Origin of the sequence: Streptomyces sp. NPDC007346, from assembly GCF_040703535.1 — a bacterium.
In the GTDB taxonomy this organism is placed as follows: Bacteria; Actinomycetota; Actinomycetes; order Streptomycetales; family Streptomycetaceae; genus Streptomyces.
On the sequence record NZ_JBEYKR010000191.1, the window covers coordinates 1 to 11,100 of the forward strand.

Below are 11,100 nucleotides of genomic sequence, written 5' to 3' on the forward strand. Positions count from 1 at the left end.
ATGATCGTGGTGATGAAGTTGACCGAGCCGAGGATCGTGCCGAAGCCGGAGAAGGCCAGACCCATGATCCACATGTCGGCGCCGATGCCCGGCGAGCGGACGACGTCGTTCAGTGGCGCGTAGGCGAACCACCCGAAGTCGGCGGCGCCCTGCGGGGTGAGGAAGCCGGCCACCGCGATGAGCGAGCCGAAGAGGTACAGCCAGTACGAGAGCATGTTCAGCCGTGGGAACGCCACGTCCGGCGCCCCGATCTGGAGCGGCATGATCCAGTTGCCGAACCCGACGAACAGCGGCGTGGCGAACATCAGCAGCATGATCGTGCCGTGCATCGTGAACGCTTGATTGAACTGCTCGTTCGAAATCAGCTGGATTCCGGGGCGCGCCAGTTCGGCCCGCATCACCAGAGCCAGCAGCCCTCCCCCGCAGAAGAAGGCGAAGGAGGTGACGAGGTAGAGCGTGCCGATCGTCTTGTGGTCGGTGGTGGTCAGCCACTTGATGACGACGTTGCCCGGCTCCTTGAGCCGTACCGGCAGTTCGTCCTCTTCGGCGGCATCGGTCTCCACCGGTTGCGAGATGCCCCTCGTCGTCACTGCGACGCTCCTTCGGTCAACGGCCCGTTTGGACTCGGCGACCAGGATGGACCCGCGGCGATCGGTCCGGTGGGACATCCTTCCCCGTCCCGCGCGAGCGACCGGCAAGGACACTCAAATGGCCCACACCGGCCCGGAACACCTCCCCGGGCAGCGGAGTTGGTGAAGCGACAGAACCACTTCCTCCCCACTCAGCAGGCATCGGAAGGTCGGATCCATGAAGATCGGCATCATTGGCGCGGGCAACATCGGCGGCAATCTCACCAGGCGCCTGACCGCACTGGGACATGAGGTCTCGGTCGCCAACTCCCGTGGCCCCCAGACCCTGACCGCCCTGGCCGAGGAGACGGGAGCCACCCCGGTGGCCGCGTCCGAGGCAGCCCGGGACGCCCGGATCGTCGTCGTGACCGTCCCGCTGAAGGCCGTGCCCGACCTGCCCGCGGGATTCCTGGACGGGGCGGCGGAGGGCGTCACGGTCATCGACACCGGGAACTACTACCCGCAGCAGCGCGACGGCGAGATCGCCGCCATCGAGGACGGGCTTCCGGAGAGCCGGTGGACCGAGCAGCAGATCGGCCACCCCGTGATCAAGGCGTTCAACGGGACCTACGCGCAGGACATCCTGGACCGGGGCCGTCCGCAGGGCAGTCCCGGACGGCAGGCGCTGCCGGTGGCCGGGGACGACCCGGCGGCCAAGCAGGCCGTCCGCGACCTCATCGACGAGCTCGGCTTCGACACGGTCGACGCCGGTGGCCTGGACGAGTCGTGGCGTCAGCAGCCCGGGACACCGGTGTACGGGAACCGGGGCGATGCCGACGCCATCGTCAAGGCGCTGGCGGAGGCGTCGCCGGACCGCACCGCGGAGTGGCGCGCCTGATCCGCGCGGAGGGGGGCGGGCCGACCAGGGCGTGATCCCGTGCATCCGGGCCGGGCGGGTGAGGCGGCCGCCGGGGCGGCTCGTCTCCCCCACCCGTACCGGGGCTCGGCGCCGGGCCGCCCCGTAGTCCTCATCCGTGCCGGGGGCGGTCTCGGGCCCCCGCAGTCGTCATCCGTGCCGGGGCAGGTGCCGGGCAGCCCTCGCAGCCGGCTCCGCACCGGGGCCCGCCCCTCACACCACCCCCGTCACCGTCACCCGCACCGAGACCGACGGCTCGGCGTGGACCGCTGCCAGCGTGGCGGCGCGTACGGCCCGGGTGACGTCGAGGGCACGGTGGCCGCGGTGCAGGACGAGACGGATGTCGATGTGCCAGGCACCGGTGGCCTCGTCCCGGCTCACCCGCACCCCCTGCGCCCGCGCGCCGGGCTCCATGACGAGGCGCGAGGCCCCGCCGGCGAACCGTGTCCGCAGCAGGTCCACGACGCCGGGGCGCAGGAAGGCGACGCCGGGGACGTCCCGGGCGGCGCCGGCCGCCGCTTCGGCGAGCCGGTCGCGGAGTGTGTCGGTGGTCATCGCCCTGCTCCTCCCGTGCCGTGGCCTTCGTACCCGTCTGCCCCATCGTCGCCGTCGCCGTAGGAGTGGTCGTCGTCCATGATGTCGACGACCAGGACATCGGCCGCGCCGAGGCTGATCCCGATGTCCCGGTCGGCGACGGCGGCGATCCGTGCGCGCACGGCGTCGGCCAGGTCCGGCAGTGACCGGTCCAGGCTCGCCACGACCTCGACGCGTACGTGTACCGGGCCCGTCGGGTCGGCAGGGTCGAGCGGGGCGATCCGGCAGCTCCCGGCCCGTACGCCGGGCAGCGCGTCGACCGCCGCTCGCAGCAGCCGTGCGGCCGCCGCCTCGACGATCCACTGGTCCTCCTCCGGTTCCCCGAGGGGAAGCGAGTGCCCGGGGCGCAGTTCGAGCCGGACGAGGTCCATCACCCGGGCCGTGACCGCGGCCGTGGCCGTCTCCGGCACGCCGGGTTCCTCGGCGCGGGCACGGCGTACGGCATCGCCCAGGCCGTCGAGTCCGGCCAGGGCCGCCGAGCAGTGCGGGCAGGCCGGGACGTGCGGGTCGTCGGCTGTTCGGCCGGTGTCCCAGGCGTCCCAGACGTCGCTCAGCGTGCGCCCGCAGGCGAGCCGCTGCTCCTCTTCGTACCGGCTCTCTTCCGGCCGGTCGGGGTTGGCGCTCATCGCCATGAGCTCATCGCCTCCGTCAGGTGGCGGCGGGCCCGGAAGACCCGGCCGCGGACCGCCTGCAGACTGATTCCGACCGTGTCCGCGATGGCCTCGTACGACAGTCCCTGCATCTCGCGGAGCACCCAGCAGACACGTTGTTCGGGCGACAGGCCCGTCATCGCCGCGGCCAGCGCGTCGGCCGCGGCCCGCGACTCGACGGCGCGGGCGGGCGACGCCTGGTGCTCCGGGGCGGCCTGCTCGGGGACCGAGTCGAGGTCCGCCGCCGGTCTGCGGGAGCGGAGCCGGTTGAGACAGCGGTTGGTGACGATGCGGTGGAGCCAGGTGTGGAAGGACGCGTCCCGGCGGAACTCGGGCAGTTTTCGCCAGGCGCTGACGAAGGCGTCCTGAACGGCGTCCTCCGCATCCGCCCGGCCCCCCAGGAGCCGCACCGCGAGTTGCAGCATGGCGGGGCTGTGCCGCCGCACCAGCGCCTCGAACGCCTCCTCGTCACCTTCCCCGGCCCGCACGACCAGCAGCGCCTCGTCGGCCCGGACGCCGTCCGGCGCCCGTTCCGTCATCTGATTCCCGTCGCCGGGCACGGACCAGCCCCTCCCTCAGTAGGTTCCACGGCACCTTCTCGGTCCTGTCGGTTCTTGTCCGTTGGACACACGGCGCGCCGGAACGTCACGCACCGGTGTGCCCCGACCCCGGCTTTCGAAAGAGGGATCGGCGGAAAGTTTCCGGGAACCCGCGTGATGAATCGCCGGACAGCGTGTCCAACGAGGTGTCAGGCGGTACGAACCGAGCGATAGGCGAGGAGTTTCCATGACCACCACCCAGACAGCGGCAGCCGTACCCACCCCGAGCACGGGGCCGGGCGCGGGCGGGCAGAAGCCGAGCGGCACGGTCGGCGGTACGACGACCGTGGGGCACGGAGCCATCGGCGCGTCCGAGCCGGCGGCGACGCGGGGCCGTACGTCGATCGCCGACACCGTCGTGGTGAAGATCGCGGGGATGGCGGCCCGGGAGATCCCGGGCGTGTACGACATGGGCGGCGGTCTCTCCCGCACGCTCGGCGCGGTGCGTGACCGGGTGCCGGGCGGCCGGCCGAACGTCGGACGGGGCGTCAAGGTCGAGGTGGGCGAGCGTCAGACGGCCATCGACCTGGACCTGGTCGTCGAGTACGGCGTCGCGATCACCGATGTGGCGCGCGACGTGCGCGAGAACGTCATCGCGGCGGTGGAGCGGACGACGGGTCTGGAGGTCGTCGAGGTCAACGTGACCGTGAACGACGTGCACCTGCCCGAGGACGACGACGAGGCCGCCGTGGCCGAGACCCGCGTGGCGTGACGGCGTGACGCGCAGGGTGGACGGGTCCGGCCCGGCGGGCGGTGTGCCGGGCCGGGGCGCGATCGGTGCCGCCGCGGGCATGGCGCTGGGGTTCGCGGGCTGGTTCGGGGGGTTCGGGGCGTTCCTCGTGGTGGCCGCGCTCGGCGCGCTGGGCTGGTTGGCCGGTCATCTCGTGGACCGGGGCACCGGGCTGCGGGAGTTCCTCGACTCGGTGGCGGGGAGGCGGCGGTGACGGTCCCCGCCGGCGGGCGCGGTACGACGACGGTGGCCCCTCGGGCGGTCCGGCGGATCGCCGAGCGGGCCGCCGCCGAGGCGCTGCCCGAAGGCGGTTCGGTGATCCGGGGTTCGGCCGATGTGCGCGGGGCCTCCGCGCGGATCGCGGTCGGTGTGCGGCTGCCCTACCCCGTGCGGGCCGACGAGGCCGCGCGGCGGATCCGGGAACGGGCCCAGACCCGGACGGCGGCCCTGACGGGTCTGTCCGTGCCGCGCGCCGAGGTCCGTGTCGACGCGCTGTCGGCCGGCGCTCCCCCACCGGTTGCGGAGGCTGAGGAGGCGGCCCCCGGCTCGGACAGCGGCAAGGGCCGCGCCGCCACCCGTATCCGGGCACAACGGCGTGTTCCCGCGGCGGTCCTGGCGGCGGTGGGGGCCGTGGCGTGCGGGCTGGTGCTGGTCGATGTGGTCGCGGTCCGGTTCGGCGGCGCCCCCGCCGGGTGGCGTACGGCGGTGCTCGACTGGGCGGCGGCCCACGGCCCGGCGGACTCCTCGGTACGGCTCGGCGGGGCGGTCGCGGCGCTCGCGGGCGCCTGGCTGCTGGGGAGTGCCCTCCTGCCGGGGCTGCGGCGGCGGCTGCGGATGGCGGCGCCCGCCCCGGGGGTGCGGTCCGCGCTGGACCGTACGGCGGCGGCCCGGATCCTGCGGGAGCGGGCGCTCGGGGTTCCCGGGGTGGTCCGGGCGCGCGTGAGCGTGCGGCACCGGCGGGCGGGAGTGCGGGCGGATGTGGGGTACGGCGACCCGGAGGAGGTGCGCGCCGAGGCGCTCCGGGCGATGGGCGCGGGCCTGCTGGAGCTGGGGCCGGCCGATCCGCCCGCCCTGCGGGTCCGGGTGCGGTGGGGCGGGGGCGCCGCTCGGGACGATCCTCGGGACGGGCCGCGGAACGGCGGAACAGCGGAAATACGGAACGGCGGAGATACGGAAGGGCATGAGCCGCGTGACGGATGACTGCGTGAGCGGTGTGACGAACGGTGGCGTCGGCGGTGTGACGGACGGCGGCGCGGGGAGGGGGCGAGCGTGTCGATGATCGGACGTGGCGCGGTGAACCGGGTGCTGCTCGGGACGGTCGGCCTCGCCCTGCTGGGCGGCGGGGCTCTGCTGGCCGTCGGGGACGGTTCGGGGCTGGGCCGGGTGGGGCGGGCGGTGCCGGCCTGGTGGTCCGGGCGCGCCGCCGAAGGGGCGCTGCTGGACCGCGGCGGACTGGCCCGGTTGCGGGAGAACGGCTGGTGGACACCGGTCGTGGTCGTGGCGCTGGCTCTCGTGCTGGCCCTGTGCGTCCGGTGGTTCGTCGCGCAGGTGGCGACGTCCGGGCCCCGGTGGGTGGGCCTGCGGGGTGCCGGGCTGACGCTGCGGCGGCGGGCGTGGGAGCGGGCGATGACCTCGCAGGCGGCCGCGGTCGACGGTGTGGCGCACGCCCGGGTGCGTCTGGCCGGGCGGCCGCTGCGGGCGGCGGTGACGCTGGTGGTCGAGCCCGAGGCCCGGCCCGCGGAGGTGGTGCGCCGGGTCGCCGCCGGGGTGGTCACGGACGCGCGCCGCTGCGCGGGCGTACGCGCCCTGCCGACCGACGTACGGGTACGGGTGGCCGGCCGGCGCGAGCGGCGGGCGCGGTGAGCGGAGGCACGGGTGGCCCCGGTGGCGGTACGCCGGACCGCTCCCGGCACCGCACGCTTACTACTCGCGAGTAAGGTGTGGTCCCGGGGTGCCGGCGCCACGGTCCGTCCGCTCCCGGATGGTCTCCGACGACGACCGTGGACAAGGAGTCGCGCCATGCCCCGCACCATGTCCGTAGCGGACAGCATCGTCATCGAGGCCCCGCGGCGCAGGTGTACGAACAGCTCAGCGACCCCACGGCGATGGGCCGTTGGAGTCCGGAGAACCGGGGGGCGACCGTACGGGGGGAGCGGCACGGCGCGTACGTCGGCATGGTCTTCGAGGGCCGCAACAAGCGCGGCGCCGTGAGCTGGACGACCCGGTGCACCGTGACGGCGGCCGATCCGGGCGAGCGCTTCGCCTTCCGGGTCCACGCCATCGGCCTGCGGCGCCCGCGTCTTCCCGGCCCCATCGCGACCTGGGAGTACCGCTTCGAAACGGTGGAGGGCGGCACCCGCGTCACCGAGACCTGGACGGACGACCGGCGCTCCTGGCCGGACCTCCTGGCCAACGGGTTCGATCGCGTCGCGACGGGAGGGAAGACCTTCGCGCAGTTCCAGCGCGGCAACATCCGCACCACCCTCGAGCGTCTCAAGGCGGCCGTGGAGGAAGACCTCCGGGGAGCCGCCTGAGCGGTGTCGCCGGACACCGCCGGTCCGGCCCGCCGGGGAGTGTCACCGGCCCGGTGCACACTGGGGCACGTACGCGTGGTCGGAGCCGGGGGGACGTATGGGCAGCGGGAGGGGCGCCGGGTTCGAGCCCGCGACGGGGGACGGGCCGCCGCCCACCGAGAGCGCCGAGGTGCGCGCCGCCTCGGTGCGGACCGCCTTCGAGGGGCTGCTCCAGATCCGGCGTCTGACCGGTGGCGGACCGGCCGGCCGACCGGAGGCCGTACCGGCGCCGTGGGAGCTTCACCGGCCGGTACGGGCCGTCGCGTTGGCCTTGGAGAGCTCCGGAGCCACTCCCTCCGCCGTCGACGCGTCGGGCCGGCGGGTGTCGGCCGGGTACCGGGTAGGGACGGGCGAGTCGGCCGCGTCGGTACGGGTCGACTGGGCCGGGCCGCCCGGCAGCGGCGCGGCGCACCACGAGGAGGAGGCGCTGGCCCGGTGCGCCGAGGTGCTGCGGCGGCTCGGCTGGACCGTGCTGCTCTACCGGGGCCCCCGCAGGCGGCGGTATCTGGAGGTTGAGCCACCGGCGGGAGTCGGCGGGGTGCGGTAGCGGGCTCGGAGGGGCGTTGTCAGACCCGTGGGGGATGCTTGACGGTCCGACACCTCTGACCAGGAGACGCTGAGATGGACAAAGACGAGCTCGCCGCGGCGCAGGCGTATGTCCGCCTGCTGGAGGCCACCCGGGCCGCGCTCTCGGACCCGGAAGACGCGCCCCGGTATCTTCCGCTGCTCACCTCACCGATGCGGGAGGCCGACCGCGCCCTGCGAGGGGCGGGGCTGACGGGGAACGAGGACCGGCTGTTCGCTCTGGTGCGCGAGTTGCAGCCGAGCCTGTCCGGCAGCGACAGGTAGGCGGACAGGCAGGCGGCCGACGGGGGGGCGTCGGCCGGGGCTCGGTCTCAGGGCATCGGGCCGGCGGTGGCGCCGGGGGCGAGGCCGAGCTCCTGCTCATCGGGGCCGAGGGGGGCGAAGAAGCGGGCGACCGCGCTGTCGTCCACCTCGGCGAGGGTGGCCGGTTTCCACTGCGGGCTGCCGTCCTTGTCGACGATCCGGGCCCGTACGCCCTCCACGAAGTCGGGCTCCTCACGGACCCGGCTGGAGACGCGGAACTCCTGGTCGAGGACGGGTTCCAGGCTGCCGAGCCGGGCCGCCCGGCGTACGGCGGCGAGCGTGACCTTGAGCGCCAGGGGCGACCTTCCCGCGAGTTCCGCCGCCGCGTCCGCCGCCGCGGGGGCGGGGTGCGCCCGGAGCCGTCGGACGATCTCCTCGACGGTTCCGGCGGCGTAGCAGGCGTCGATCCAGTCGCGCTGCGCGGCCAGCTCGCCGGCGGGCGGCTCCTCGGCGAACCCCCGCACGGCCGCCGTCACCTCGCCCTCGGTCGCCGCCGCGGCCACCGCCTCGGTGAGCTCCGCCAGGCGCCGCGTGGGTACGTGGTGGTCGGCGAGGCCGCACAGCAGGGCGTCGGCCGCCCCGACGGAGCGGCCGGTGAGCGCCAGGTGGGTGCCCAGCTCGCCGGGGGCGGCGGCCAGCAGGTGGGTGCCGCCGACATCGGGGACGAACCCGATACCCGTCTCGGGCATGGCCACGCGTGAGCGTTCCGTGACGATCCGGAGCGAGCCGTGGGCCGAGACCCCGACTCCCCCGCCCATCACGATGCCGTCCATCAGGGCGACGTACGGCTTGGGGAACCGGGCGATGCGGGCGTTCAGGCGGTACTCGTCGCGCCAGAACTCCAGCGACGCACGGCCTCCGGCGCGGGTGTCGTCGTGGAGGGCGCGGATGTCACCGCCCGCGCACAGGCCGCGGTCGCCCGCTCCGGCCAGGACGACCGAGGTGACCGCCCCGTCCCGCTCGGCACCGGCGAGTGCCTCGTCGAGAAGCCGCACCATGGTGTGGGTGAGGGCGTTGATGGCGCGGGGCCGGTTCAGGGTGAGGTGCAGGGAGCGCCCGCGGGTCTCCAGGAGGACGGGCCGGTCGTCGATCATGTGTGCACTCCGCTCACTGGGCACGGTGGAGACCTGGGGGACCGCCCGGCGCCGGACGGTCCGTTCCCGCCATTCTGCGACGCTCCGGCCGCCGGGCGGGCAGGGGGTCGGCCGGGGGTTTCCGGCGCGTGGGCCGGGAGGGAACTTCGGTGGTGCTCCGCTGTGGCACTCCGGTGGAAGCGGCTCGACAATTGAGGCTTACGGGGCGCGTCGCCACACGCCCCGCCGGACGATCTCCGGAGCGTGCATGACCGACCACGAACGGCGGGACACCGAAGCCGCTGCGATCCGCCGGCCCGACCGGAGGACCAACGGTGAGATCGGGCCGACGGAACGCCTCGCCATGAACCGGACGGGCAGCTTCGACTGGGACCTCGATGCCCGGACCCTGGACATCGACGACGCGGGGCTCGCGGTCTTCGGCGTGGACCCGGCGACGTACGACTCACGTCCCGGCTCGCTGGCGGAGCGGCTGGAGCCCGCGGAGCGGGCTCGGCTGGACGTCACCATCGACGAGGCCATCACGGGCGGCAGCAACTCCTACAACGTCCACTTCCGGGTGTCGCTGGACGACGGGACGGCCCAGTGGACCCATGTCCAGGCCCGCATCCTGCGGTCGAAGGACGGCAAGGCCCACCGGGTCGTGGGGGTCGTGCGCGACGCGACGGCGGAAGTCACCCATTCGGCCTTCGTCCTCGATCTGGAAAAGCGCCGACAGCGTCAGACCGACATCGTCGAGCGCACGACCAGCGCGATGTCACGCGCGGTGACCGTGGACGATGTGACAGCGGCGCTCACCGGTCCGGGCGGACTGACGAGGCTGGGGGCGGACGGGCTGGCCCTGGGGCTCGTGGAGAACTCCTCGCTGAACATCGTGGCGCTGAGCGGCGAGTCGCTGGAGGCGCTCGACGGGCTCGGTTCCGGGGATCTGGAGCGCGACCTTCCGCTGGCCGACGTCATCCGCAGCGGTCGGCCGCGGTTCATCACGTCCCTGGCGGCACTGGCGCGGCGGTATCCGGTGCTGGAGCCGCATCTGGGCGGGCTCAGGTTCCGGGCCGCGGCCTATCTGCCCCTGGTCGCCCAGGCCAGATCGCTCGGCGGGCTCGCCCTGTTCTACCGGGAGCGTACGGTCTTCAACGCCGAGGAGCGGATCCTGTGCCTGGGCCTCGCGGCCATCGTGGCGCAGTCGCTCCAGCGGGCGATGCTCTTCGACGAGGAGCGGGAGTTCGCCACCCAGCTCCAGGCCGCGATGCTCCCGCCCCGCATACAGGACATCGAGGGCGGCGAGATCGCGGTGCGGTACCACGCCGCGTGGAGCGGGCGGCAGGTCGGCGGCGACTGGTACGACGTGATCGCCCTGCCCAAGAACCGCTACGGGCTCGTGGTCGGGGACGTCCAGGGGCACGACACCCATGCCGCGGCGATCATGGGCCAGTTGCGCATCGCCCTGCGCGCGTACGCCGCCGAGGGCCACCCCCCGGCGACCGTGCTGGCGCGGGCCTCGCGCTTTCTCTCCGAACTGGACACCGACCGCTTCGCGACCTGCACCTACGCCCAGGTCGACCTGGCGACGGGGGCGGCACGGGTGGTCCGGGCCGGGCACCTCGGGCCGCTGATCCGGCATACCGACGGGCGGGTCGGCACTCCGCAGGTGCGCGGCGGTCTGCCGCTGGGCATCTCCACGGAGTTCGAGGACGAGGAGTACCCCGAGACCCGGCTCGATCTGGTGCCCGGGGAGACGTTCGTGCTGTACACGGACGGTCTGGTGGAGGAGCCGGGCGCCGATCTGGACACGGGGGTGGACGCGCTGCGGAGCGAGGTGAGTGCCGGGCCCGCGGGGGCCGAGGCGCTGGCCGACCATCTCTCGGACCGGCTCTGGGAACGGTGGGGGTCGGGGGACGACGTGGCGCTCCTGGTCATGCGGCGCAGCCCCGACGTGGGGTCCTCGCACGCGCCCCGGCTGCACCAGTACATCCATCAGGCGGATCCGCAGGGGCTGTCGGACGCCCGTGCGATCGTGCGTCAGGCGCTCGCGGACTGGGCCCTGGCCGAGTTCGCCGACGACGCCGAACTGGTCACGGGTGAGCTGCTGGTGAACGTGCTGCTGCACACGGAGGGCGGGGCCGTCCTGACCCTGGAGGTGCTGCCCGAGCCGGTGCGGCGGATCCGGCTCTCGGTGCAGGACCGGTCGAGCACCTGGCCCCGGCGGCGTACCCCGGGAGAGACCTCGACGTCGGGCCGGGGACTGCTCCTGCTCGACGCGGTCGCCACCCGCTGGGGGATCGAGCCCCGCGGCGAGGGCAAGGCCGTCTGGTGCGAGATCGGTCCCGCTCCCCCGGACACCACGGCGCAGGTCCCGTCCACCGGGCAGCGATGAGGGGCGTGCCGCATCACCTTCAGTGCATCAATCACTGTCATATCCCTACATCCTTGTGATTTGAAGTGAACGCTCAGCGAAACGTCCCCGGCGTCCTGAACAGCAAGGGT

Annotated in this window: 12 protein-coding genes and 2 pseudogenes; 9 read left to right on the forward strand and 5 right to left on the reverse strand. The window is 74.1% G+C overall.

Annotated features, from left to right (window positions below):
- On the reverse strand, positions 1-590 hold a 590-nt coding region (locus tag AB0917_RS31145; protein ID WP_366823042.1), incomplete at its 3' end, for a cbb3-type cytochrome c oxidase subunit I.
- Positions 591-798: 208 nt separating this feature from the next.
- Here AB0917_RS31145 and AB0917_RS31150 point away from each other — a divergent pair.
- Positions 799-1,467: pseudogene (locus tag AB0917_RS31150) on the forward strand (NAD(P)-binding domain-containing protein); the annotation flags it as partial.
- 231 nt (positions 1,468-1,698) lie between these two features.
- On the opposite strand, the gene AB0917_RS31155 reads toward AB0917_RS31150, so the two are convergent.
- The 3 genes from AB0917_RS31155 to AB0917_RS31165 are packed head-to-tail and all read right to left on the reverse strand — an operon-like array spanning position 1,699 to position 3,268.
- A complete protein-coding gene (locus tag AB0917_RS31155; protein ID WP_366823043.1) occupies positions 1,699-2,040 on the reverse strand; it encodes an Asp23/Gls24 family envelope stress response protein in 342 nt (113 codons plus the stop codon).
- On the reverse strand, positions 2,037-2,711 hold the full coding sequence (locus AB0917_RS31160) for a hypothetical protein (protein ID WP_366823044.1): 675 nt from the start codon (positions 2,709-2,711) through the stop codon (positions 2,037-2,039). The genes AB0917_RS31155 and AB0917_RS31160 overlap by 4 nt, the downstream gene beginning before the upstream one ends.
- The gene (locus tag AB0917_RS31165; protein ID WP_366823045.1) at positions 2,702-3,268 is read right to left on the reverse strand and encodes a sigma-70 family RNA polymerase sigma factor; all 567 of its coding nucleotides are present in this window, start codon (positions 3,266-3,268) and stop codon (positions 2,702-2,704) included. Before AB0917_RS31165 ends, AB0917_RS31160 begins: the two co-directional genes overlap by 10 nt.
- Before the next feature lie 247 nt (positions 3,269-3,515).
- Between AB0917_RS31165 and AB0917_RS31170 the strand changes: the two genes are divergently transcribed.
- The 7 genes and pseudogenes from AB0917_RS31170 to AB0917_RS31200 all read left to right on the forward strand — a co-directional run bounded on the left by AB0917_RS31170 (position 3,516) and on the right by AB0917_RS31200 (position 7,480).
- Positions 3,516-4,040, forward strand: a complete 525-nt coding sequence (locus AB0917_RS31170; protein ID WP_366823046.1) for an Asp23/Gls24 family envelope stress response protein — start codon at positions 3,516-3,518, stop codon at positions 4,038-4,040.
- Between the two features lie 4 nt (positions 4,041-4,044).
- Entirely contained in the window at positions 4,045-4,272 is a 228-nt protein-coding gene (locus AB0917_RS31175) for a hypothetical protein (protein WP_366823047.1), read from the forward strand.
- Positions 4,269-5,258, forward strand: a complete 990-nt coding sequence (locus AB0917_RS31180) for a DUF6286 domain-containing protein (RefSeq protein WP_366823048.1) — start codon at positions 4,269-4,271, stop codon at positions 5,256-5,258. Before AB0917_RS31175 ends, AB0917_RS31180 begins: the two co-directional genes overlap by 4 nt.
- A 75-nt stretch (positions 5,259-5,333) precedes the next feature.
- Positions 5,334-5,921: a hypothetical protein gene (locus AB0917_RS31185; protein ID WP_366823052.1), complete on the forward strand. Its 588-nt coding sequence runs from the start codon at positions 5,334-5,336 to the stop codon at positions 5,919-5,921.
- 156 nt (positions 5,922-6,077) lie between these two features.
- A pseudogene (locus tag AB0917_RS31190) lies at positions 6,078-6,592 on the forward strand (SRPBCC family protein).
- A gap of 97 nt (positions 6,593-6,689) precedes the next feature.
- The gene (locus AB0917_RS31195; protein WP_366823049.1) at positions 6,690-7,178 is read left to right on the forward strand and encodes a hypothetical protein; all 489 of its coding nucleotides are present in this window, start codon (positions 6,690-6,692) and stop codon (positions 7,176-7,178) included.
- 74 nt (positions 7,179-7,252) lie between these two features.
- Positions 7,253-7,480, forward strand: a complete 228-nt coding sequence (locus AB0917_RS31200) for a hypothetical protein (RefSeq protein WP_355293668.1) — start codon at positions 7,253-7,255, stop codon at positions 7,478-7,480.
- Between the two features lie 47 nt (positions 7,481-7,527).
- Here AB0917_RS31200 and AB0917_RS31205 read toward each other — a convergent pair whose 3' ends face one another.
- Positions 7,528-8,613, reverse strand: a complete 1,086-nt coding sequence (locus AB0917_RS31205) for an enoyl-CoA hydratase/isomerase family protein (RefSeq protein ID WP_366823050.1) — start codon at positions 8,611-8,613, stop codon at positions 7,528-7,530.
- Positions 8,614-8,860: 247 nt separating this feature from the next.
- Between AB0917_RS31205 and AB0917_RS31210 the strand changes: the two genes are divergently transcribed.
- Positions 8,861-10,990 (forward strand): SpoIIE family protein phosphatase, encoded by a 2,130-nt coding sequence (locus AB0917_RS31210; RefSeq protein ID WP_366823051.1) that lies wholly within the window; start codon positions 8,861-8,863, stop codon positions 10,988-10,990.
- Positions 10,991-11,100 lie beyond the last annotated feature (110 nt).

What these genes read in the sequence shown, in the direction of transcription:
- AB0917_RS31155 (WP_366823043.1), bottom strand. Translation starts at nt 2,040, where the DNA reads ATGACCACCGACACACTCCGCGACCGGCTCGCCGAAGCGGCGGCCGGC.
- AB0917_RS31160 (WP_366823044.1), bottom strand. Translation starts at nt 2,711, where the DNA reads ATGGCGATGAGCGCCAACCCCGACCGGCCGGAAGAGAGCCGGTACGAA.
- AB0917_RS31165 (WP_366823045.1), bottom strand. Translation starts at nt 3,268, where the DNA reads ATGACGGAACGGGCGCCGGACGGCGTCCGGGCCGACGAGGCGCTGCTG.
- AB0917_RS31170 (WP_366823046.1), top strand. Translation starts at nt 3,516, where the DNA reads ATGACCACCACCCAGACAGCGGCAGCCGTACCCACCCCGAGCACGGGG.
- AB0917_RS31185 (WP_366823052.1), top strand. Translation starts at nt 5,334, where the DNA reads ATGATCGGACGTGGCGCGGTGAACCGGGTGCTGCTCGGGACGGTCGGC.
- AB0917_RS31195 (WP_366823049.1), top strand. Translation starts at nt 6,690, where the DNA reads ATGGGCAGCGGGAGGGGCGCCGGGTTCGAGCCCGCGACGGGGGACGGG.
- AB0917_RS31200 (WP_355293668.1), top strand. Translation starts at nt 7,253, where the DNA reads ATGGACAAAGACGAGCTCGCCGCGGCGCAGGCGTATGTCCGCCTGCTG.
- AB0917_RS31205 (WP_366823050.1), bottom strand. Translation starts at nt 8,613, where the DNA reads ATGATCGACGACCGGCCCGTCCTCCTGGAGACCCGCGGGCGCTCCCTG.
- AB0917_RS31210 (WP_366823051.1), top strand. Translation starts at nt 8,861, where the DNA reads ATGACCGACCACGAACGGCGGGACACCGAAGCCGCTGCGATCCGCCGG.